This window comes from Mesoflavibacter sp. CH_XMU1404-2, from assembly GCF_037029465.1.
Taxonomy (GTDB): domain Bacteria; phylum Bacteroidota; class Bacteroidia; order Flavobacteriales; family Flavobacteriaceae; genus Mesoflavibacter.
Window position 1 is genome coordinate 1 of record NZ_JAYMEM010000005.1, and the last position, 23,729, is coordinate 23,729.

Below are 23,729 nucleotides of genomic sequence, written 5' to 3' on the forward strand. Positions count from 1 at the left end.
ATATACACATATTGTAGATAATTCATTCTATTCTTTTTAGTGTAAAGTGATATATAGTTCCCAATAAAAGGGAATTTATACACAAGTTTACATTAATAAAAGTTTAATTTTTAACAAAATTAATGCTTACATCTTCAATTTTAAGGATATACAATCCAGGAACTAATAAATCCGTTTTAATAAAATTGTTTTGAATTGAAATTGAAGATTTTGAAACCTCTTGTCCTAAAATATTAAAAATTGATACATTATGAACATCTGTTATACCTGAAATAAACAATTTATCATTAGCTGGATTAGGGTAAACTTTAAATGTACTTTGTATTGTTTTAGGAAGACTAAGTGTACTTTGATACTCAAAGGGTCCTATATCTACTGTACCGTCTTCACGAAGATTACCATCTAAATCTAAAGGAATAGTTTCAGAGGTATCCCCATCGTTATCTAAATCATAAGTATCTAGAGGAAGATAAGAACTATTGCCTGCATCACGAAGTATACTTGCTTCTTGTAGCCTAAAATTACCGTTAGAATAATCTACAAATAATGGGTTAAAACCAGGAGCTGTAACATTTATGTTATCTATTCCTGCAGGGTTATCGCTTATAATAGCGCTATTGTTAATGGTTAATGTCCCTGACTCTTGATAAAAAGGGTCAAAATAATAATCCCATGTACTTGAATTTAAGAATGTAATATTTTTAGAGGCATAAATAGAAGATCCGATGTCTCCACCAACATTATTGGCAAATAAACTATTAATTACTATCACATTTCCGCTAGCATATACACCGCCTCCATAAGCTAGATTTGAAGTACCAGTAGCATAAGCAGTGCTATCTGAAACCATACTGTTAATAATAGTAATATTAGCGGTATTATTATCAAAAGCAGAGTAATCAACTGCGGTAATACTTCCTCCTAATATAAGCCCGCCTTGGGCAATGTTATTAGAAACAACGCTATTAACTATCATAATATTCCCACCATAAAGAAAAATCCCAGCTCCAGAAGCATTACAATCATAAGTACAATAAGCAGTATTGTAAGTTATATTACTAAGTATTATTGTAATGTTAGCTTGAGAAGCATATATTCCAGCTCCACCACCACCTTCAAGTGGAACGTCAGCATTGTTATTTTGAGTTAGTTCACATTGTCTTAAGTAAAGATCTCCGGTACTTTTAATTCCTGCTCCAACATTTCCAAACCCTCTAGTTATGGTTAAGCCTTCCAAATAAAGTGTCCCTTCTGTATGAATTGCATCTATAACCTGATGCGTATCGTTACCATCTAAAATGGTAGGATTATTAGTAATATCTTGTGTGCCTCCTCCTGGAGGGTAGCCTCCTATTATACTAATAGCCTTATTAATTGAAATTATTGCTCCTTGTGAATACGTTCCTCCTGCAATTAAAATCTGCCCTCCTGAACTTATAACATCAACAGCGTCCTGTACATTGTTGAAGGCATTCGCCCAATTGCAACCGGTATTACTACCAGTAGCAGAAGCATCTACATAAACCGAGGGTTGATTGAATGAAATGGACTGAGAATTACTTACAATTTCTCCAACTCCTCCTTGTGTACCTGAAGTCCAAACGGCACCATTAATAATACCATTGTTGGTATTTGTAGTTACATCTGTTATTTGTGTACCTGCATTTTCAAAAAAAGGATAATAAGCTACAAGATTGGGTTCGTTACCAACAAAGAGATTATCACGAGCTTGATTGATTTCAGCAGTTGTAGTCAACGCTCTATCCCAAAAACGAACCGAAGCTATTTTACCATTAAAAAACTCGCTAGTTCCACTCCAAGAACCAATAAAAGTATTAGAAGACACAGAAGGAGACACCAAAGTACCATTACTTATTTTGTTTCCTATTTCTACCCCATTTCTAAAAAGTTTCATAGTATTTGTAGCATCATCAAAATAGGCTAAAATATGAACCCATTGATTTGTATAATCGTTAGGGTCAATAGGGACGTCCAGTTCGGTATAACCATCTGTTGTAGTATGAGTTCCAAAGGACAGGGTAGTACCGTTATTTTGAAATGACAGCAAGATTCTTCCAGTCCCAGAATTTTCTTTTCTAATGATTTCGTGATAAATACCAGATGTAATATTATTAGGGAAAACCCAAGCCTCTAAGGTTAACCCACTTGTAAAATCTAACACTGGATCATGAGGTATTTCGACAAAACTAGAACTACCATTAAACTCTAAAGCATAGCTTGGGTTGGCTCCAAACACATGGTAAGTAGTAGGATTTGAAACCAATCCTGGTTGAAAATTTAAAGCAGAGCCTGTACCTGTTTGCGGGTTTCCAACCAATTCTTTTGTGTTGTCATTACGTAAAAAATAGTTGAAATTGGTTTCGGATCCTTGTAAAACTAATATCTGTTCATTTAAACAACTATTTGTTGTTACTGAAAGAGTCTGATTTACAGGAGAGTTTTGCGCTTTAGCTATTAAGGATAACCCTAATAATAAATTAAAAATATAAATCTTTTTTATATACATGTTTTTAAAACTATTTTTTAATAAATCATTGGTTACAAATACATTCTATAACTTTTAACGACTTAAATATAGCTTTTTTTTAAATATTACTTTTAATAGACTGTTAGTGTATTTTATAAATCTTACTTTTACCAGTAATGAAAAGACTTTTAAGCTACTTCTACCCGATTACCAAAAAAATAAAATCTAAGTATAGCGATACTTTAGAAATTACTTGGTACAATGGAAAAAAGCATTTAAACACTAAAAACGCGAACTATTCTTATGGTAGTTTACAGCAAATTTTAAAATTTGGATTGAAGCAAATCCAACTAAAAAAAGTAAAGAATATTTTGGTTTTAGGTCTTGGTGGCGGAAGTGTTATTGAAACATTACGAAAAGATTTCAACTTCAAAAAACAGATATACGGTGTAGATATTGATCCAATAATTATTGAATTAGCTAAAGAAGAATTCAACTTAAAAACAGATCAAAATCTTAAAATATTTTGTCAAGATGCTGTTCAATTTTTAAATGAAAATACATTGAATTTTGACCTCATCATCATAGACATTTTTATTGATACCGAAATACCAAACTTTGTTTTAGAGGGCAATTTTTGGGCAGCAATTATAAAAAGTGCTTCGGCTAAAAACCAAATCATTTTTAATGCTGCTTTACATCAAAATAACGACCAGAAGTTAGCTAGCATTATTTCAATTTTAAATCAAAACAAGTACAAAACTGAAACTTTGAATAAAGTAAATGGCACAAATACATTATTAATTGCGCAACGTAACCATTTGTAAACGAATAATTTTTGTACCTTAAACTCTTTAATTTCATTGTTATGAAACAACTTGCTATTATCATTTGTTTGTTCTTTATTTCGTTTACATACGCGCAGAACAATACATTAAAATTTACAGAAAATTCGGTATCACCAAAAGCCAATTTAAATCAAGTGTCTTGGATTGCTGGTCATTGGAAAGGTGAAGCTTTTGGTGGCATTACAGAAGAAATTTGGAGTCCGCCATTAGGCGATTCTATGATGTTTTCATTCAAATTAGTTTCAGAAGGAAAAGTTGTTTTTTACGAACTTGGTGGCATTAGACAAGTTGATGAAACATTAATATTTCAGTTAAAACATTTTGGTTCCGATTTTAAAGGTTGGGAAGAAAAAAATGAAACTATTGATGCAAAGTTGGCTAAAATAGAAGATAATCGTGTGTATTTTGATCAATTTACTTTTGAAAAAGTAAATGATAACGAAATTAATATTTACGTTGTTATTGAAGAAAATGGAGAAACCGAAGAGGTGAAATTTAACTACAAAAAAGCTAATGACCTTTAATATTGAAACCGATCGTTTACTGCTTCGCGAAATGCGTGATGAAGATCTTGCTGGTATTTTTGCACTAGACAGTAACCCAAACGTACATAAATATTTAGGTAACAGACCTATTAAAACAAAAGCTGAAGCGCAAAACGTGATAAATAGTGTAAAACAACAATACAAAGAACGTGGCATTGGCAGATTTACGGTCATAGAAAAAGCTACGGGTAATTTTGTGGGTTGGTCTGGTTTACGTCTTAACACCGAATATAATATGAATGGTTTTACCACGTATTATGATGTTGGTTACCGCCTAATTGAAGACTATTGGGGAAAAGGCTACGCTACCGAATCTGGTAAAGCTGCTACAAAATATGCTTTTGAAGTTTTAAATTTAAAACGTCTTTACGCAACTACGCACATAGATAATCAAGCATCACACAATGCATTATTAAAAATTGGTTTACACTATTTAAACGATTTTTATTTTCCACCTGAAAAAATGACTTTACGTTGGTATAAAATTAATAATCCAAAACTATGAGTAAAACCTGTCCAGAATGTGGCGACAAAATAGTTGGAAGAATTGATAAAAAATTCTGTTCTGATGGTTGTCGTAACGCTTATAACAACAAATTAAATAAAGACGGAAAAAATTTAATTAGAAATATAAATAACCGTTTACGTAAAAATTGGCGCATATTAGAAGCCTTAAATCCTGATCAAAAAACAAAAACTACACGTACAAAATTGATAGAAAAAGGATTTGATTTTAACTACTTTACTAGCATTTACACAACAAAAGCAGGAACAATTTATTACTTTGTGTACGATCAAGGTTATTTACCATTAGACAATGATTTTTACGCACTTGTAAAACGACAATAATAATGAAATACACACTACTCTTTTTCGCGTTAATAACACTAAGCTGTAATAACAAAAATCAACAAACTGAAACTGAGCAAATAGCAAAACCTATTAGTATTGATGCTAAAAAAGCAGACTATTTATACACGTTTGCTTACACCTGTATTGATCAAGAATATCCAAATAAATTAGGTCAAGTTTTAGGAGACAGTACTTATTTAAAGACACCTAAAGAGTTACATCCTACTTTTTACGGTTGTTTTGACTGGCATAGTGCTGTGCACGGTCATTGGACACTAGTTAACATACTTAACTCATACCCAGATTTTAAAGAAAAAGATGAAATTATAAGAAAACTACAAGCAACAATTTCTAAAGAAAATATTTTAAAAGAAATAGAATATTTTGATGATGTGCATAATAAAACTTTTGAGCGTACTTACGGTTGGGCTTGGCTATTAAAATTAGCTAAAAGCTTAAAAGAAGCTAATATTCCTGAGTTAAAAGCATTAGATAAAAACTTAGAACCTTTAACCCAATTAATAGAAAGTAAGTGTATTGAATTTTTTAAAAAATTAAACTACCCTATTCGTGTAGGAGAACATCCAAATACTGCTTTTGGGATGAGTTTTGCTTTAGATTACGCAGAAAATTACAGTCCAGAATTAGCTAAAGTCATTAAAGAAAGAGCTAAAGTATTCTATCAAAATGATAAAGGTTGTCCTATAAATTGGGAACCTGGCGGATTTGATTTTTTATCACCATGCTTAGAAGAAGCTACTTTAATGTTAAAAGTATTACCTAAAGAAGAATACTTAACATGGCTGGATCAATTTTTACCTAGTTTTAGAGAGCAGCCATCACAATACATATCTCCTGTAGAGGTGGTGGATAAAACCGATGGTAAAATGGCACATTTAGATGGATTAAACTTTAGTAGAACGTGGTGTTTATACCAAATAGGAAAAGCACTAAATAACAATAAAATGATTGCATTAGCTAATACACATTTTAATGATAGTTATTCTAAAATGGATACTGGTGAATATGCTGGTGCACATTGGTTAGCGTCTTTTGCATTACATGCCTTAAAAGCTGGCAAAAAACTGTAACTTATTTCAGTAAAAACCTACTTATCATTTATAATTAATCGCTTTTCAATCTTCAAAATGGAAAAACCAACTATCATTATCTTAATAATTTCTGTTGTTGCAATAATTATTTTTTTAATCTACTATTTTAGTCCTAAGACCATCATTTTACGTCGGCTTAAAAAATTACGCTTTAGTAAAATAAGTAGTTTGCAAAATCATAACTATTCTAAAGTTGAAGGTAAAGCCCTTAACGTTAACCAACCTTTACTAGCGCCATTAAGTCAACGCGAATGTGTGTTTTATCAAATTTTAATTGAAAAGAAAGTTGGCAGCGGTAAAAATTCGCATTGGAAAACCATTGTTGATGAGGAGAAAATTCAAGATTTTTTTGTGGAGCAAACAGGTGAAAGATTACTAATTTTCCCGAAGCAAAATCCCGAAAACTACTACGCCTATTTGGTTTCTGATAAAAAAGCAAATTCAGGAACATTTAATGATCCAACACCAGAGTTTCAATCGCTTTTAGATAATTACTGCATAGAGTCGACAGGACTTTTTGGTTTCAACAAACAATTACGTTATCGCGAATCTATTATAGAAATTGGCGAACGTATTACTGTTGCTGGCTATGTAAAATGGGTAGAATTAGAACAGCCTGTTTCAGATTATAACTATTCTCGTGTAGCGACACTAGTGGCAAAAGACAAAAATAAGATTTTAATTACTGACGCTACAGAAGCTTTAAAACCAAAACACGGTCGTTAAGGTTTCCAGTTATGTCCTTTTAATTGCATAGCCGCTTTTAAAATATCTTTTTGACTTATTTGACCAACTAATTTACCATCTTCAATAATAGGAAAACGTCTGCGTTTAGCACTTAAAAACTTGTTGGCGGCATCAAATATATTTAGATTTCCGTCAATGGTTTCAACATTTTTTACCATGTGGTTTTCTACTTGACTATCTTGAGTTGGCGTGTTGTAATATCTGCTTTCACTAATTTGTTTTATGCAGTCACCTTCAGAGATAATTCCTATTAATTCATTATTTTCATTTACTACTGGTCCACCAGATATTTTGTATTTAATCAAGGTTTCTACAACTTCTTCTACATTTTGTGTTGGTCTAAAGGTGATTAAATCTCTAGTCATGTAATCTTTAACCTTTAAAGAAGTCTCATCTACTTGTGTTTGTCCTTTTCTTGGACCTTCAAAACTTTTAATTCCCATAACTTTCAATTTTCAATTCAACTAAAGTTACTTATTTTCAATCACTTATCCTAAAATATTTATACACACAATTATTTCTTACTTTTATACTGCAAACCAAAACCTTCAAAATGTTTAAAAAACTAATTGCTATTCTTGGATTGTGCTTAGCTGTATATTTAAGCTTCGATGCACTTCTTCCTAATAAAATTTCAAACCTAGACACACCATTATCACAATTCTCTACAGATAGAGCTTTGGTGCATTTAGCAGAAATTTCTAAAGCACCTCATTACACAGGAAATAAAGAGAATGCACGTGTTAGACATTATATTATTTCTGAACTAGAAAAACTAGGTTTAACTACCAAAACTCAGGAAGGTTTTACTAACAGTCAATGGAACAACTTTACAAAACCTGTCAATATTTTAGCACGAATTAAAGGCAAAAGTAACAGCAAAGCTTTAATGCTGTTGACGCATTATGATAGTAATCCGCATTCGTCCATTGGTGCAAGTGATGCTGGTTCTGGCGTAGTTACCATTTTAGAAGGTTTACGTGCTTATTTAGCTGAAGGAAACACGCCTAAAAACGATATTATTGTTTGTATAACAGATGCTGAAGAATTGGGCTTAAATGGTGCCGAATTATTTGTAAACCAACATCCTTGGGTAAAAGATGTTGGCTTAGTTTTAAATTTTGAAGCTAGAGGAAGTGGCGGACCAAGTTATATGCTTATTGAAACTAATGGCGGAAATGCTAGTTTGATGAAAGAGTTTGTGGCTGCAAACCCAGAATATCCAGTAGCCAACAGTTTAGCGTATAGTATTTACAAAATGCTGCCTAACGATACCGATTTAACCGTTTTTAGACGCGATGGCGACATTGAAGGTTTTAATTTTGCTTTTATCGATGATCATTTTGATTACCATACCGCTAATGACAATTACCAGCGTTTAGATAGAAACACTTTAGAGCATCAAGGCACGTATTTGATGCCTTTATTAAAACATTTTAGCCAAGCTAATCTAACCAACTTAAAAAGCACAGAAGATTATATCTATTTTAATATCCCATTTTTTAAGACAGTTACTTATCCATTTAGTTGGATTATACCAATGTTAGTTATTGCTTTATTAGCCTTTATTGCGTTATTAATTTATGGATTTAAACAACGACAATTAAAAGGAAAAGACATTGGCAAAGGTTTTATTGCCTTTTTATTAAGTCTACTAATTTCTGGAGTTGTTGGATTTTTTGGATGGAAATTAATTTTATTCATCTACCCAGAATACAACGAAATTTTACACGGTTTTACCTATAATGGTCACACGTATATTTGGTTTTTTGTATTACTAACATTAGCCATTAGTTTTTACGTTTACGGTAAAGTTTATAAGTCTAATAATGTTAGTAGTTTACTTATTGCACCACTATTTTTTTGGTTGCTAATTTGTGCTTTAACAGCTTTTGGTCTAAAAGGTGCTAGTTATTTTATTATCCCAGTATATTTTGGGTTAATAGCGCTTTTTGTCTTAATAAGACAACAAAAGCCTAGCCTTATTGTGTTGGCATTTTTATGCATACCTGTATTACTTATTATGTCGCCATTAATAAAAATGTTTCCTGTTGGATTAGGACTAAAAATCTTATTTGTCTCTGCTATCTTATTGGTTCTAATATTTGGACTTTGTCTACCCATTTTTGGATTTTTAAAACATAAAAAAAGGTGGAGTTATGGCTTTTTTACTTTAGCAATTATTAGCTTTTTTGTGGCGCATTTCAATTCGCAGTTTACAGAGGATTCGCCAAAACCAAATAGTTTAGTTTACGCGTTAGATGCAGATAAAAATACTGCTGTTTGGGCAACGTATGATAAGATTTTAGATACGTATACGACTAATTTTTTAGGTGAAACTCCTGATGAAACCAAAGCTTTTGGCACTAACACCTTTGGTAGTAAATATGGCACAGGTTTTAGCTATTCTAAATCTGCACCGGTAAAAAATATACCTCAACCAAAAGTTGAAATTTCTAACGATACTATAATTGGTAATTTACGATCATATAATATTTGTATTGTACCCCAAAGACATGTGCAACGTATTGAATTGTTTACTGATACAACCAATGTGTTTCATAATTTTAAAATAAATGGTGTTAAGATTGAAAAGAAAACTGAAGAAGATTTTGCTGTGTTCGACAAAAGAAAAAGCAATAGATTATTCTGTTATTATGTAACAAATGACGAACCTTTAGAGTTAGAAATTTCTGTACCAAAAAATCAACAAACAAGCATAGAACTTTATGAAGCATCAAATGATTTATTAGAAAACGAATTATTTAGCATTCCTAAACGATCAAAAGATATGATACCTAAACCTTTTGTGCTTAATGATGCTATTATTGTTAAAAAGACGATTAGCTTAGAATAATTAACGCTTATTTCACTTATTTTAAGCCTAATAAGTGAAATATTTTTTTAGTTTTGAGCCACAAAAATTTTTAACAAATGAAACACATAATTTATTTATCTATTTTTTGCTTTAGCCTTAGTCTTACTGCTCAAAATAATGACGCTTTAATAAAGCATTACGAAGCGTATTACCAACAAATGCAAATGCAAGGTGACGTACAAGGTATTATTAATGCAATGACGCATTTAAATATTTTAAAACCATCTGAAGCAAGAAAAGATACTTTAGCTTACATCTATCTTCAAAACAATAAATTTTCGCAAGCATTAAATACTATTGGTATTGACAATAATGACTCAGATTCTGATATTGCAATAGAAGTAAAAGCTGTAGCGCTAAAAAACTTAGGTGAATTTGAAAGAGCAATTCCTTTTTACACTAAAATTTACAACAAAACAAAAAATGCTTTAGTGGCTTATGAAATTGCAGAGCTTAATCTAAACATTAATAACCTAACACAAGCTAAAGCCTATGTTAACTTAGGTATAACTGGTATAAAAGAAAAACAAGGAAAAACGTACTACGAAACGCAACAACCTTACACAGTGCCATTAAAAGCAGCTTTTAACTATTTAGACGCATTAGTTAAATACAATCAAGATAAAGCTGCAAATATAGATTTAGCTATTAAAAAGTTAGATGAAGCTTTAGCTTTAGCACCTAATTTTAATATGGCTAGTTTAGCTAAAAATGCTTTAACACAACAAAAAACAGCAAAAACAACTGAAACTAAAGAGTAGTTTTAAGTTGAAATTATAAAAAAAGCCTTCAGATAACTGAAGGCTTTTTTTATGATTATTATTTTAATATTTTAAACAGGAAGAAAATTAAAAATATAAATGCTACTATTAAGCTTAAATATAAAACACTAAGCATATAATACGTGTCATAAAAATTTAAAGTAACGTATTTATTCCTAAAAATAAAGCCTACTGATAGTGTTAAGATTATTATTGAAATATAAAAATCACCTCTCTTTTTCATTATACATTTCTTATTTTAATAAGGAATTTTAGCTATTCACCAGCATTATGGATAATACTGTAAATGTGCCATTTATTTTCCTGTCTTCTAAAAATATAGATAGTTGTATTATGGTTTTTGGTTGTATGCAATACAAAAGCATATTTTTTTTCTTCATTAAAAAAAGGTTTAGAAATTGCATTTTCGCAATAATAATTACACCAATTGAACTTAAGGTTGCTTTTGTTATTAAAATAATTATTTGTAGTATCCCATTTCGAATTTTTTAACTGAATTATTTTTTCAAAATCTCTTTTAGAAAAAAGACTATCTAAAACTCTATATTTATCTTTCCAGTTTTTACTGTTTTTCTTTAAACTTAAACTATCTATTTTAATTTCTTTCGTTAAAGAATCTTCCTCAAAGCTGTAATATAAAGGCTTATTTTTATACCTATAGTTATAATACTTTTTTAAAAAAGTATGCTCTGCAGATTGAGTCTTGCTTAACACATAAACACTATCTGTTTCAGAAATTGTCTTTTCAATTATTTTATCTAAAAAAAAGTATTCTGAATTGCTTGATTGTGAGAAACAATAATTAATAAATAGTGCGCAACAAATTATTAATAATTTAGTTGCATGTTTTAATCCCTTTTGCATAGTTTGATTATTAAATTTACTCAAAAGTTAGCCTCATAGGCTGTATAATATAAACAATCACTCACCTCTTATCTAGTATCAATTTTATAGATTTTATTTGCCTTATCTATAATATAAGTAAAGTTGACTAAAGAAACATCCATAAAGTCTTCATATTCTATTATATTTTCTTTTGAATTAAACTTCAATATTTTCTTTTTTTATTCTTTTTAGAAATTTGGTACAAGGTTTGGTTACAATAGTTCTAAGATGTTGTTCCTTTTAAATATTTCTTCAAAACACCATCTTGTTTTTTTTTAATCACAAAAGATGTTTTTTTTATTTCAGTTTTAGAAATAAAATATCTAATATTGTATCTGTATCGGAATTTAATGTATCTGTTACCATCTCTTTCTTCTCTGAATTAAAAAAAATATTTCATATTCCTTACTTACTTAAATTAGAATAGAATTACTCTTTAATAATAAAAATATAATTGTTATATTTTTTTACAAAACTATTTATACTATAAACAATCACTTTTCCCATAATCTTTTAAACTTGAAATTATACCATTATAAAAAACATCTTGAATTTCTCCATTAGAGTTTAATATTGAATTAATATTATTATTTTGCGCCCATACTATAAAAGCATCTGTTTTTTCTAATCCCTCTATAGCAAATCACATAAATGATATAACGATAGTGTTTTGTGTTTAAAATCCTAATCATCAATTACTTGATAAACCCATTTTCTGCATATTATTTCCCATTTATTATTAACTTTTTTTGCAACAATAATTAATTCACCTTTATTTCCAGAAATTTTTACAACTGAATAATTATTTATTATTTCGGGAACAGAGATAATTATTGTTTTATCATCAATTGTCTTTTTTAGTGAAATATTTTTACTTAACTTATTATTATCTAGCTTCATTACTTTATGATGTGCAATTTTATCTCTAAGCATCTTCAATTCTTTATTTGAAAAAATATTTTCCCATTTAACTATTAAACCATCTTTTGTGCATGGTGGTCCTAACAAGTTTTTCAAACTTTCATAATTCAACAAAGTGAAAGCCCATGTTTTAGAATAATCTGTATAAGTATATAGTTCTTTCTTATTTTTTTCATTTGAAAATAAATCGTTTATTATCTTATATTGCTCATCTGTAATATTTTCACTTATATTAGAATGATTAGAAGAAAAGCAAATTAATAAAGAGATTAATAAAATATTTTTCATAACTACATATAATTTAATTACAATTTTTTACACCTAAAGCTTCATTTTGATTATAAGCACCTGTGCTACCAGCATTACCTTCAGCTAAATTAGCATTAATCACATTAGCTTTATACTCTATTGGTTTATTTGAAAAAGTTTCTGTGTTTGTCATACCACCAGACCAACTTAAATATTCATAATATACTGAATTAGATATACTATAATTATCCCAATTAGCTAAAGAATCAGCTATCGCATTAATAAAAAGATTAACCATTAATTGATGTTGAGCAGAATTTGGATCTTGATCAACACCTGATTCAGCTAATAGATGGCTATATGATTGAGATAAGTCAGAAAAAATATCTGTTTGATAAGTGTATAAAATATACGCATGAACAAGTTCATGAATAACTGTTCTTGCAATAGCTAAATCTGTTGCATTACTTACATATGTTGAGTCTAAAATAATATCTACATAAAACATACCCGAACTACCTTGAACAAATCCAGCATTTGTTTTAGCATTACTCAACAGTCCATTAGAATTTGCTTCAATAATCTCTGACTTGAATGTTAACTTCCAATTATTTGAATTTTCGAATAAATCTAATATATAGTTAGATATATTTAATTGTAAAAGCACATAATTAGGAAATTCATCTAAAGCTATAAAATTATCACTGTTCTTAATTTCATCTATAATATTTTTCACGCAATCTTGTAAAGTTGTATCGTAAATCAATTTATCCTCAAAATCGACCTCACTACCGTCCATCAAGGCTTGCATAGCTTCAACAGTAAATTCCTGCGCCTCTTCACTACAATTATTTTCTATTAGATAACTATCTATAGCTAATAATGTTTCTTCAGGAAGATTTAATGATGCTATTAATCCTGGTTCTATCGTAACACCATCCTCTGGTAATTGCCCATATAACGGCGAGCTTGGAGAGATGTCTTCTCCATTTATACACAACTCTATCTTCTCCCATGTATATTTAAATACTGGTATGACAGGTTGGTCATAATCGGTTGGGTCTACCGTACCTCCTCCAGATATAGGATCTGTTATGCCTCCGCCAGAGCCACCGCCTGATATACAATCTTCATGGCTTATCCAACCACCAGGTACATACTCTACTGTTGCCATTTGGTTTGGATTTCCCCAATAATCACATTCATCGCCATCTTCTACAGTATGTTCTCCACTTGCGCCTTGACCATGACATGGAATATTATTATAAGATGGTTCTTCATATTCTTCAAAAGTATAACAGGTTGTTCCTTCTCTTAAATATAATCCTTGACCTTCTAATCCTTCTAGTTGTGCCATTGCTATATCTAAAGAGCCATCTGTATGTATTGGATAATTTACTAGATATTGCTTTATTGTATTATCTGCAAATTGAGTGATTATATAATTTTCTAGTACAAACTCTTGTTGGTTTTCTCTTTCTACTATAAATATATAACTTGTGTAATAATCAGACTGTAACTGAAGTATTTTGGTTGTGTCTATACTAAAACCATACTCTTGAGAAGTAATTGTTCTTTTTGTACTATTATTTTCTTTGCTTAATATTTTGTCTATATGCTGTTTTAGCTTTGGTGTTGTATTTATAACAGAGCTTTTTCTAAAAACTGTAGCTGTAAAATTCTGACTTGTTATTTGTGCTGTGTGCTTTTCTTCTTCTATTAAATCGTCTTCTTTTTGACAGGTAAATACTAAAAGTAATAAGCCTAAAACAATTAAAGATTTTAAAGAGAATTGTTGTAATTGATTTTTTCTCATATGTGGCTTTATATTTATTATTAAGCAAATATAAAACAAAGCGAATGTTCAAAAAAAATTATCGATTAAAAACAATAATTATCGATTAAAAAAAGCCTTCAGATGTCTGAAGGCTTTTTAGTTTTAAATCTCTATAAATTACCAAATTCTAACGCGGTCTTCTGGAGCAATGTACATTTTGTCTCCTTCTTTAATACCAAATGCTTCATAAAAAGCATCTACATTAAGTAAGGGTTGTACAGCTCTTGTCATACCTGGTGAATGTGGATCTGTTTTGATTCTTGTTTTTAAAGCATCATCACGCATTTTTGTACGCCATACTGTTGCCCAACTCATAAAGAAACGTTGTTCTGGTGTAAACCCATCAATAGTCTCTTCAGGTCTACCGTTTTGTTCGTAGCTTAATTGTAACGCATCATAAGCAGCTAAAACACCGCCTAAATCACCAATATTTTCACCTAAAGTAAATTTACCGTTGATTTTTGTATCAGGTAAAACTTCAATTTCAGAATATTGATTAGCAAGGTCTTCACCTAAAGCTTCAAATTGCTTTAAATCTTCATCTGTCCACCAATTGTTAAGGTTTCCGTCTTTATCGTAACGTGCACCAGAATCGTCAAAACTATGAGAAATTTCATGACCAATTACTGCTCCAATTCCACCGTAATTTACAGCATCGTCTGCATTAAAATTATAAAAAGGAGGTTGTAAAATAGCTGCAGGGAAAACAATCTCGTTATATGGCGGATTAAAATATGCATTTACAATTTGAGGTGCCATGTACCACTCTGTCTTATCAACTGGTTTATCTAATTTATTGATATCGTCATTAAAATTCCAAGTTCTTGCATTTAATGCGTTTTGTAGGTAAGATCCACCTTCTTCTACACTTTCAATTTTTAAATCAGAATAATCTTTCCACTTATCAGGGTAAGCAATTTTAACGTTTGTAGCTCTAAGTTTTTCAATTGCTTTTTTCTTAGTTTCTTCACTCATCCAATCTAACTTCTCGATACGTTTTTCAAAAGCAAGAATCACGTTTTTAATCATTTTTTCTGCTTTTTCTTTAGCTTCTGGTGGGAATTTTTTGTCTACATATAATTTACCTAAAGCTTCTCCCATAGTACCATTTAAAGAAGCTAAAGCACGTTCTTCTCTTGGTCTTTGTGCTTTTGCTCCGTTAAGTTCTTTACCGTAAAACTCCCAATTTGCAGTTTCTATATCTGTACTTAAGAATCCAGCAGCACCTCTAAAAGTATTCCATTTTAAATATGCTTTCCAATCATCAACATTATTATCTGCTAAGACTTCGTGTAATCTTTTAAAGTAACCTAAATCACCAACAATTACCGTATCTAAATCTTTTAAACCTACACCTGCAAAAAACGCTTTCCAGTCTACTTCAGGTACCATTTCTTGTACTTGCTCTACAGATCTTGGGTTGTAACGCTTACGTGCATCACGTCTGTCTACTTTGTCCATTTTAGCTTCTTCAAGACGCGTCTCGAAAGCTAAAATTTGATCAGCTTGCTTTTTTGCTTCTTCTTCGGTATCTCCTAAATACTGTAACATTCTTGTGATGTGTGCAACATATTTCTCTCTCTTTTCTTTAGAGTCTGCATCATCTTTAACGTAGTAATCTCTGTCTGGTAAACCTGTACTACCACCACCTAAATAAGCTACGTTACGGTTACTGTCTTTAGGATCTGCACCAACACCAACACCATATAATCCGCCACCACCAGCTGGCTCCATTTCTATCATGTAGTTTTGTAAATCTTGGATGTTGTTAATAGCTTCTACTTTTGCCAAATAAGGTTTTACTGGATCTAAACCAGCTTTGTTACGTCCAACAGTATCCATAATAGTTTGATAGTAAAACACTGCTTTTTCTTGATCTGAACCTGGTACAACTTGGATACCTTTTAAGTCCTTATCATTAGACATAGCTTCTTTTAAGATAGCTAATGCATCATCGTCTGTTTTCTTTCTTAACTCGTTAAAACTACCCCAAACGGTTCTGTCTTCAGGGATTTCGTTAGTGTCTAACCACTTTCCGTTTACGAATCTAAAAAAGTCTTCGCTAGGCTTTACAGAAGTATCCATATACTCTGTATTTATACCAGGCAAAACTTCTACTTGAGCTGTTTCCATCTCTTCAGCTTTTTTTTCTTCTTTACAACCAAGAAGAAAAACACCGCCTAAAGCACTCAATAATGCTAAATTTTTAAAGTTGAATTTCATTGTTATAAGTATTGACTATGTTAGTTATTACGCGACTCAAGATATAAAAAAAGCGCCTGACATAAGTTTGAAAGGCGCTTTTTTTAAGTTTATATTAACTTTTATTTAACTATTAACTTTTTAATTGTTGTTGATGTTGAAGTTTTAATATTTAACACGTAAATACCTGAGGAATAATCACTTAAATCTATTTTATAATTATTGTCTTGAATATTTACGTTTTGTTGATTAAATATTTCTTTACCTGTTATATCTATTACTGATATACTTAATTGCTGAACGCTATCAGTCTTTAAATTAAATATACCTGTAGAAGGGTTTGGATATACTTTAAATGTTTCACTATTAAAAGTTTCTGTACTTAAAGGTGTACCAGATATGATTGGGTTATCTATAATCACGCCTTCTTCGTTAACAACTTGATCTGAATGAAATACGAATCTGTACATAAAGTTAGTCTCCGTACCAAACGCAGATAAATTATAAGTATAGTGTGTCATAGTTGTATTTACACCAGTCCACTGTCCTCCTGGACAATTATAACAAGTTTCGTTTTGTCCTGATGTTAGTCCATTATTATACCAGTTTACATCTGTACTTGAGCCTAGTAAACTCCACGTTGCACCTTGATCTAAAGAGTATTCTACATAAACAATATCCCAATCTTGTTCTAAATCAAAAGCCATATCAAATTCTAACGTTGGTGATGACACTGTTGTTAAATCAAAACATTCTGATACTAAATAACTTTTAGTATTATCTGCATAATTACCTGATAAATTAGTACCATATACATTTGTACTGTTTACAGTGCTATTTAAGGTTATGCCACTTGCTAAACCTCTTTGCCAGTATTGATTTGTAGTACCTGCGTCATAAACTAATAATGCTTCTTCAGGTGTTTCAAAAGTATTAACTACAAGTGTTGCTCCAGTCGCGTTTGCATTTATGTATGAAGTTTCTGAGGTATTATTTTCGGCAAAAGTATCATTATTTATTGTAGATGACACGTTAAATGAATGTGTTCCTTTTGACAATGTTAATGAAGGTAAAGTTACTATTACAGAAGTTTCTGATGCTAATGTACCGGTCCAAGTAAACATATTAGGTGTGCCATCTATATTATAAGTTAAGTCGATAGATGTAATCGTATTTTGTCCGTTATTATAAAGCTCTACTTGTGGTGCTAAATTTGCGTTACATTCAATTGTTTGTCCTATTCCAGAAACCGAAACTAATTTAACGTCATCCAGAGGTAACTCATAAGGAATACTTGATTGCCAAATACCTCTTCCATATGTTGCTGCTGTAATGTTATTATCTATTAGATTAATTTCTATATCTCTTACAGATACGTTTGGTAAATTATTATTAAATAATTCCCACATTAAAGTATCATCATCATACCTATATACCCCTAAACTAGTTCCTAAAAACAAAGGATTTTTAGTGTGTAATGCTTGATGTTTAATACTGTTTTTTGTCACATTTGGTAAGCCTGTTGAGATACTTGTAAAATTAATCCCTCCATCTACAGATTTATAAACTTGTCCAGCAACACCAGATGTTGTAACATAAATAATATTGTTGTCTGTATTATTAACTTCTATAGAAGTAATATTTGAAGAAAATGAATATGTAAAATTAAATGTTACACCATTATCTGTACTTTTATTTAATGAAGAATTAGTACCTACGTAAATATTATTAGGATTAATTTCGTCTATTTCTAAAACATCTATATTAGTTCCAAAAGAAGGTGAAACTGCTGTCCAACTTCCACCTTGTAATTTGTAAAGGCTATTATAACCTGAAAATAATTCGCCATTAGCACTCATAGCTAAAGGTGTAATCCAGTTACCACTTTCTCCTGCAGGAGCACTTACACTACCTGTTAGTGATGCGCCTGCATTTGTAGAATAATACAATCCTCCTCCATTTTGTGTAAAACCATAATATATATTAGAGTTGTTAGGGTCTATTGCAGTATCCATACCATCTGCGCCATAATAATTTTGCCACTGTCCGTTAGAAAATGCATGACCACCATTATCTTGTAAACCTCCAACCATTTTACTTGAAGATTGTTTTGATACAGATATACGGTAAAACTGACTTATTTGCATACCTGCAGTAAGGTCTGTAAAACTTGTACCTCCGTTACTTGATTTATAAAAACCTCCATCTGTACCTGCAAACAATTCTCCGTCAAAAAATCTTAAAAAATGAATATCTGCATGGGTATATGCGCTAGAAAATGGTGAGCTCCAGTTGTTTAATTTAGTAAAGGTTGAGCCACTATTAGTTGTCTTCCAAACATTTAAAACACCTGTGTATACTTCATTCTCATCTGTATCAGAAACGGTCATTGCCATATCATACCAAGCCTGAGGAGATTCAAAAATATCTCCTACCGATGCCAAGGTAGCAACAGTAGTAAAAGTATTTCCTGAATCTATAGATTTATAAAGAGCTAAAAATTCGCTACTATTATTAGCTGCTAAAGCATAAACTACGCTGGGATTAGCTGGTGTAACATCAATAACATAACGTGATACGCCATTAAACGGTAACCCACTTATAATAAGGCTAAAATTCTCTCCTCCATCTATCGATTTATATAACCTACTACTAGAAGCTGCATAAATAATATCTGGGTTTGTAGGATGTAACTTTACATCTTTAATGTTTAAACCAGAAGTACCATTACTAGTCCCACCAGAATTTTGATTAGACCAAGTTACACCTGCATCTGTTGTTTTAAAAACACCATTATTTGTCGCAACCCATAAAATATTAGAGTTTGAGGGATGGATATAAATATCATTCATAGAACTTGGTGAGTTACCAGGATTTAAACCTGTAGTATTCCACGTTTGCCCTCCATCTGTAGACTTCATAACACCAACACTATACGAGTCACCCGCATCATCATCTCCTGTTGCTATATAAATGATATTTGAATTATTACCATCTACAGCGATTCCAGAAACTCCTATCTGAGGTAAATCATCTGTTGTAGTATTCCAAGTCATACCTGCATCTGTAGATTTCCAAATTCCACCAGCAGGTGCTCCAACATAATACGTTGATGAGTTACTAGGATCTTTAACAATAACATTTACACGTCCTTGACCAGAAGACCAAGATCCTGTATTTGTATGAGTAAAAGGTCCTACGGGCAACCAGTTACTTTGATCGACTAAAATATTACTACTACGATGACTTTGTGATTGATTTTTGACTTGTAAATACGTATTCCACAATTCTTCTGAAGTAGGTAAAGTACCATCTTCTTTTACGAAGTTAGCCCAATATGCTTCCCATCTTTTAAATGGTTTATAACCGCTTCCTTTTTGGTCTTTATCGTGTGTTAACCAATAAGTATTAAAAGCATCTACAATTTCTTGAAATTTAATTGGATTATCACTTGATCTATTAGTTGTGTTTAATAACTTCATCCAAGGAGCGCTCTCGTTAAACTGAGCTTGGACTGTTATTGATAATAATAGTGTTACTACAATAAGTAAAATTCTTTTCATTTATCTTAATTTTTTTGACGTACAAAAATAGAAGAATTTATTTAAAAACCTGACAAACAGACAACAAAAAGAGTTAAAATGTTTGTTTAGAGCATTTATTCTGTTTTAATAGTCAGTTTTTGTTTTAATAAACTATCTGTTTCTTTCTTAATATTTACGACATTTTCAACTTTAGGGTTTGGTATCGTAATGGATAAAACGTAATGCTGTACTTTCCAGCCTTGGTCAGTTAACTTCATAACTCCAGATCCACGACAAATTTCCATTTGAGTGTCTAAAAGCTCATCAAACCAAGCTAAATTTTCTTCTTTATTTAAATATATATTTCGTTCTAAAGCAGTAAAACTCCACGCTTTTCCTTTATCAAAATAGGGTTTAGAAAATGCTTTAAATTCTTCTAACTTCCAATTTTCAGTAGCATCTGTACCAATAAAAATAGCATCATCAGCCATTAAATCAAAATAAGCATCAAAGTCTGCATTTGAAGCTGCTTTATGCCAATTGTCTAATGTGGTATTGATTAGTTTTTTTATTTCGGTTTCACTTGATTGTTGTTGAAATACTGATACAAATAGCAGAAACATAATGGCTAGGTTTTTCATAATTAATACGGTCTTTCAATGTTTTGACTATCTTTTTCAAGCTTTTTATTAATCTGCAAATTAAGATTAGAAAAAGCTACAAAAACCTCTTTAGTAGCAAAAAGGATATCTTTCTTATCGATAAAACTGAGATTTTTAAGATCTTTAAGATTTAGCAATTTAGTTTTAAAAGCTAAAACTCTGGCTTCTATAGATTGTGTTTTTATATCTGCTGGTATAGTTTCTTCTAAATCTTTAATTGCAGTAGTAAAAACTTCTATATCTGAATTAAAAAAAGAATAATCGGCTTGCTTTAGACTTTGTACAGCATCTGCCAACGTTTGGTATGCTTGCCAAGTAGGCACTATCTTATTAGTCTTTACATCTAAACCAATATCTACATAATTAATTTTATTAATATCTTCCTTTTTTATAGCTAAAGAATCTGTCTGTTTGCTTTGATCTGTGCCAACATTTTGATCTGTTTTATTTTTACAACTAACAGATAAAACACAGCAAAACAGAATAATAAATAGGTTTTTCATGACTTAAAAAATATCTAAAAACAAATATAAAAGATACTACTTTTAAACCTTAAGTTTTAACTAATCTTTTATTGTAACTTTTAGCATTTTTTTATTGAAATATCTTTAAAATTGTTCTTACTTTTGAGCTGAAATTTGCATAATTCATTAATAAATGAGCGAAAAAATACTAATTATTGGGGCTTGTGGCCAAATTGGATCTGAGTTAACTTATAAATTAAGAGAAATTTACGGCAATAAAAATGTTATTGCTAGTGATATTAATTACAATAATGTTGATTTAGTCAACTCTGGTACTTTTGAAATTATTGATGCAATGGATTATGCGTCTCTTAAAATTTGTTGCGAAAAACATAATATAGACACCATCTACCTTATGGCTGCAATTTTAAGTGCAACAGGAGAAAAATACCCAATGAAAGCTTGGGATTTAAACATGCAGTCTTTATTTCATGTTTTAAATCTTGCTAAAGGCAAAGCCATAAAAAAAATATTTTGGCCATCTAGCATTGCTGTTTTTGGACCTACAACACCTAAACAAAACACTCCACAACGCACTGTGATGGAGCCAACTACAGTTTACGGAATAACAAAACAAGTTGGCGAACGTTGGTGCGAATATTATCATGAAAAATATGATGTTGACGTAAGAAGTTTAAGATATCCAGGATTAATTAGCTGGAAAACTTTACCTGGCGGAGGAACAACAGATTATGCTGTAGAAATCTATCATGAAGCATTGAAAAATGAATCTTACGAGTGTTTTTTAAGTGAAGACACAGCACTACCAATGATGTACATGGATGATGCTATTGATGCAACCGTTAAATTGATGACTGCAAAAGCAGAAGATATAAAAATTAGATCTTCTTATAACTTAGCCGGCATAAGCTTTACACCTGAAGAAATAACTAATTCCATCAAAAAAGAAATTCCAAATTTTAAAATATCGTATCAACCTGATTTTAGACAAGCTATTGCCGATTCTTGGCCTAGCAGTATAGATGATACAGAAGCACAACAGGATTGGGATTGGAAACATCATTTTGATTTAGATGCTATCACTAAAGAAATGCTTACTAATCTAAATAAATCTCAAAATTAAAAAAAAGAGGCTTCATAAAATTTTACTGTTTTTTCTCATATCAAAATAAATCATTATTTGTATAGCCTAAAAACCAAGCTTTTTTCATCTTTTTGACTCTTAAACGTTTTCGGTATAAAAATAACCTTGTTTCTTACAGTAAATTTATGTTTTATTATTTGTTGATTAAATTTACAGGTAACTAAACAAACTAAATCTATGAGAAACAAAACAGTTTTTTGGTCTTTAACTGTTGCTATTGCAGGCTTTTTATTTGGATTTGACACCGTAGTTATTTCTGGTGCCAATGAGCCAATAAAAGAATTATGGAACACTTCTCCTCTATTTCATGGGACTTTTATTATGTCTATGGCGCTTTGGGGAACAGTGATAGGAGCGCTATTAGGAGGCTTACCTGCGGATAAATTTGGACGTAAAAAAACATTATTTTGGATTGGGTTACTATTTTTAATATCTGCTTTAGGTTCTGCTTTAGCTTTAGATAAATATTCGTTTTCCTTTTTTAGATTTATAGGAGGTATAGGTGTTGGAGCGTCTTCTGTAGTTGCACCTATGTACATTACAGAAATTACATCTGCTAAAAATCGCGGTAAATTAGTTGCTCTATATCAATTTAATCTTGTTTTCGGAATTTTACTAGCTTACTTTTCAAACTATTGGCTTAAAGGTTTTGATGGTGTAAATGATTGGAGATGGATGCTTGGTGTAGAAGCTGCTCCAGCTCTTTTTTATTGTATTATGATTTTAGGTGTACCAAAAAGTCCGCGTTGGTTAATCACAAAAAAAAATAATGATGAAGAAGCGCTTTCAATATTAAATATTATTCACACTAAGGAAGAAGCTAAGCAAAAACTTGATGAAATTAAAACTGAATTTAATGGTTTAGAAAAAAACACAACTAGCGTGTTTAATAAAAAATACAACTTTCCTTTGCTGTTAGCTTTTTTAGTTGCGTTTTTTAATCAATTATCAGGCATCAATTTTCTACTTTACTACGCACCTGAAATTTTTAATCGAGCAGGTGTAGAAAATCCATTTTTAGCATCTGTTTATGTTGGATTAGCTAATCTAATTTTTACAATAATAGGTATGAGTTTGATAGATAAATTTGGACGTAGGCAATTATTAATCATAGGTTCTATAGGCTATATTATAAGTTTATCAATAGTTGCTTGGGCTTTTAAAACTAATGCAGATGCTATAATACTTTTATCATTTATTATCATTTTTGTAGCATCTCATGCTATTGGACAAGGGGCTATTATTTGGGTGTTTATTTCAGAAATATTTCCAAATAAAGTTAGAGCCATGGGTAACTCTTTTGGTTGTGGTACACATTGGGTTTTTGCAGCAATAATAACATTAGTCACTCCGTTGTTTTTAGATAAAGATCAAGGTATTTTTAAAGATAATCCTTGGCCTATTTTTGCGTTTTTTGCTGTTATGATGGTATTTCAATTAGCTTTCGCATTATTCTTAATGCCAGAAACTAAAGGAATTTCTTTAGAAGATTTAAGTAAAAAATTAATTAGAAGTGAAGACGCTTGAAATAATATAAAGCTGTATTCTATTTTTTTCAATAGCAATTA

The 23,729-nt window shown here is 30.8% G+C and carries 18 protein-coding genes and 1 pseudogene; 10 read left to right on the top strand and 9 right to left on the bottom strand.

Going from position 1 to position 23,729, the window contains the following annotated elements; genetic code table 11:
* Positions 1-103: 103 nt before the first annotated feature.
* Positions 104-2,527, bottom strand: a complete 2,424-nt coding sequence (locus tag WA327_RS03355; protein WP_336066491.1) for a LamG-like jellyroll fold domain-containing protein — start codon at positions 2,525-2,527, stop codon at positions 104-106.
* Between the two features lie 137 nt (positions 2,528-2,664).
* Here WA327_RS03355 and WA327_RS03360 point away from each other — a divergent pair, with 137 nt between their 5' ends.
* The 6 genes from WA327_RS03360 to WA327_RS03385 are packed head-to-tail and all read left to right on the top strand — an operon-like array spanning position 2,665 to position 6,571.
* Positions 2,665-3,315, top strand: a complete 651-nt coding sequence (locus tag WA327_RS03360; protein WP_336066493.1) for a fused MFS/spermidine synthase — start codon at positions 2,665-2,667, stop codon at positions 3,313-3,315.
* Positions 3,316-3,356: 41 nt separating this feature from the next.
* Positions 3,357-3,860: a DUF6265 family protein gene (locus tag WA327_RS03365; protein ID WP_336066494.1), complete on the top strand. Its 504-nt coding sequence runs from the start codon at positions 3,357-3,359 to the stop codon at positions 3,858-3,860.
* Positions 3,850-4,386, top strand: a complete 537-nt coding sequence (locus WA327_RS03370; RefSeq protein WP_336066495.1) for a GNAT family N-acetyltransferase — start codon at positions 3,850-3,852, stop codon at positions 4,384-4,386. Before WA327_RS03365 ends, WA327_RS03370 begins: the two co-directional genes overlap by 11 nt.
* A complete protein-coding gene (locus WA327_RS03375; protein ID WP_027879173.1) occupies positions 4,383-4,730 on the top strand; it encodes a hypothetical protein in 348 nt (115 codons plus the stop codon). Before WA327_RS03370 ends, WA327_RS03375 begins: the two co-directional genes overlap by 4 nt.
* Positions 4,731-4,732: 2 nt before the next feature.
* Positions 4,733-5,824, top strand: a complete 1,092-nt coding sequence (locus tag WA327_RS03380; protein ID WP_336066498.1) for a DUF2891 domain-containing protein — start codon at positions 4,733-4,735, stop codon at positions 5,822-5,824.
* A 57-nt stretch (positions 5,825-5,881) separates the two neighbouring features.
* Entirely contained in the window at positions 5,882-6,571 is a 690-nt protein-coding gene (locus WA327_RS03385) for a hypothetical protein (protein ID WP_336066499.1), read from the top strand.
* Here WA327_RS03385 and WA327_RS03390 read toward each other — a convergent pair.
* Positions 6,568-7,035, bottom strand: a complete 468-nt coding sequence (locus WA327_RS03390) for a CBS domain-containing protein (protein WP_336066501.1) — start codon at positions 7,033-7,035, stop codon at positions 6,568-6,570. The two genes, WA327_RS03385 and WA327_RS03390, sit on opposite strands and share 4 nt — an antisense overlap.
* 110 nt (positions 7,036-7,145) lie before the next feature.
* On the opposite strand from WA327_RS03390, the gene WA327_RS03395 reads away from it, so the two are divergent.
* A complete protein-coding gene (locus tag WA327_RS03395) occupies positions 7,146-9,449 on the top strand; it encodes a M28 family peptidase (protein ID WP_336066504.1) in 2,304 nt (767 codons plus the stop codon).
* 77 nt (positions 9,450-9,526) lie between these two features.
* Positions 9,527-10,231 carry a hypothetical protein gene (locus WA327_RS03400; protein ID WP_336066506.1) on the top strand — a complete coding sequence of 235 codons (705 nt, stop codon included), beginning with the start codon at positions 9,527-9,529 and terminating at the stop codon, positions 10,229-10,231.
* 276 nt (positions 10,232-10,507) lie between these two features.
* Here WA327_RS03400 and WA327_RS03405 read toward each other — a convergent pair whose 3' ends face one another.
* From WA327_RS03405 to WA327_RS03435, 7 genes are all read right to left on the bottom strand, one after another.
* Positions 10,508-11,116 (bottom strand): hypothetical protein, encoded by a 609-nt coding sequence (locus WA327_RS03405; protein ID WP_336066509.1) that lies wholly within the window; start codon positions 11,114-11,116, stop codon positions 10,508-10,510.
* Between the two features lie 705 nt (positions 11,117-11,821).
* On the bottom strand, positions 11,822-12,346 hold the full coding sequence (locus WA327_RS03410) for a hypothetical protein (protein ID WP_336066510.1): 525 nt from the start codon (positions 12,344-12,346) through the stop codon (positions 11,822-11,824).
* Positions 12,347-12,359: 13 nt separating this feature from the next.
* Positions 12,360-14,123: a hypothetical protein gene (locus WA327_RS03415; RefSeq protein ID WP_336066512.1), complete on the bottom strand. Its 1,764-nt coding sequence runs from the start codon at positions 14,121-14,123 to the stop codon at positions 12,360-12,362.
* Positions 14,124-14,261: 138 nt separating this feature from the next.
* The gene (locus tag WA327_RS03420) at positions 14,262-16,367 is read right to left on the bottom strand and encodes a M13 family metallopeptidase (RefSeq protein ID WP_336066514.1); all 2,106 of its coding nucleotides are present in this window, start codon (positions 16,365-16,367) and stop codon (positions 14,262-14,264) included.
* A gap of 101 nt (positions 16,368-16,468) precedes the next feature.
* Positions 16,469-19,909: a T9SS type A sorting domain-containing protein gene (locus tag WA327_RS03425; protein ID WP_336066518.1), complete on the bottom strand. Its 3,441-nt coding sequence runs from the start codon at positions 19,907-19,909 to the stop codon at positions 16,469-16,471.
* 95 nt (positions 19,910-20,004) lie between these two features.
* Positions 20,005-20,511: a nuclear transport factor 2 family protein gene (locus WA327_RS03430; protein WP_336066520.1), complete on the bottom strand. Its 507-nt coding sequence runs from the start codon at positions 20,509-20,511 to the stop codon at positions 20,005-20,007.
* Positions 20,512-20,513: 2 nt separating this feature from the next.
* The gene (locus WA327_RS03435; protein ID WP_336066522.1) at positions 20,514-21,035 is read right to left on the bottom strand and encodes a hypothetical protein; all 522 of its coding nucleotides are present in this window, start codon (positions 21,033-21,035) and stop codon (positions 20,514-20,516) included.
* 154 nt (positions 21,036-21,189) lie between these two features.
* On the opposite strand from WA327_RS03435, the gene WA327_RS03440 reads away from it, so the two are divergent.
* Both WA327_RS03440 and WA327_RS03445 read left to right on the top strand, forming a co-directional pair.
* The gene (locus WA327_RS03440; RefSeq protein WP_336066524.1) at positions 21,190-22,140 is read left to right on the top strand and encodes an NAD-dependent epimerase/dehydratase family protein; all 951 of its coding nucleotides are present in this window, start codon (positions 21,190-21,192) and stop codon (positions 22,138-22,140) included.
* A 195-nt stretch (positions 22,141-22,335) separates the two neighbouring features.
* Positions 22,336-23,688, top strand: a pseudogene (locus tag WA327_RS03445) (sugar porter family MFS transporter); the annotation flags it as partial.
* Positions 23,689-23,729: the final 41 nt, after the last annotated feature.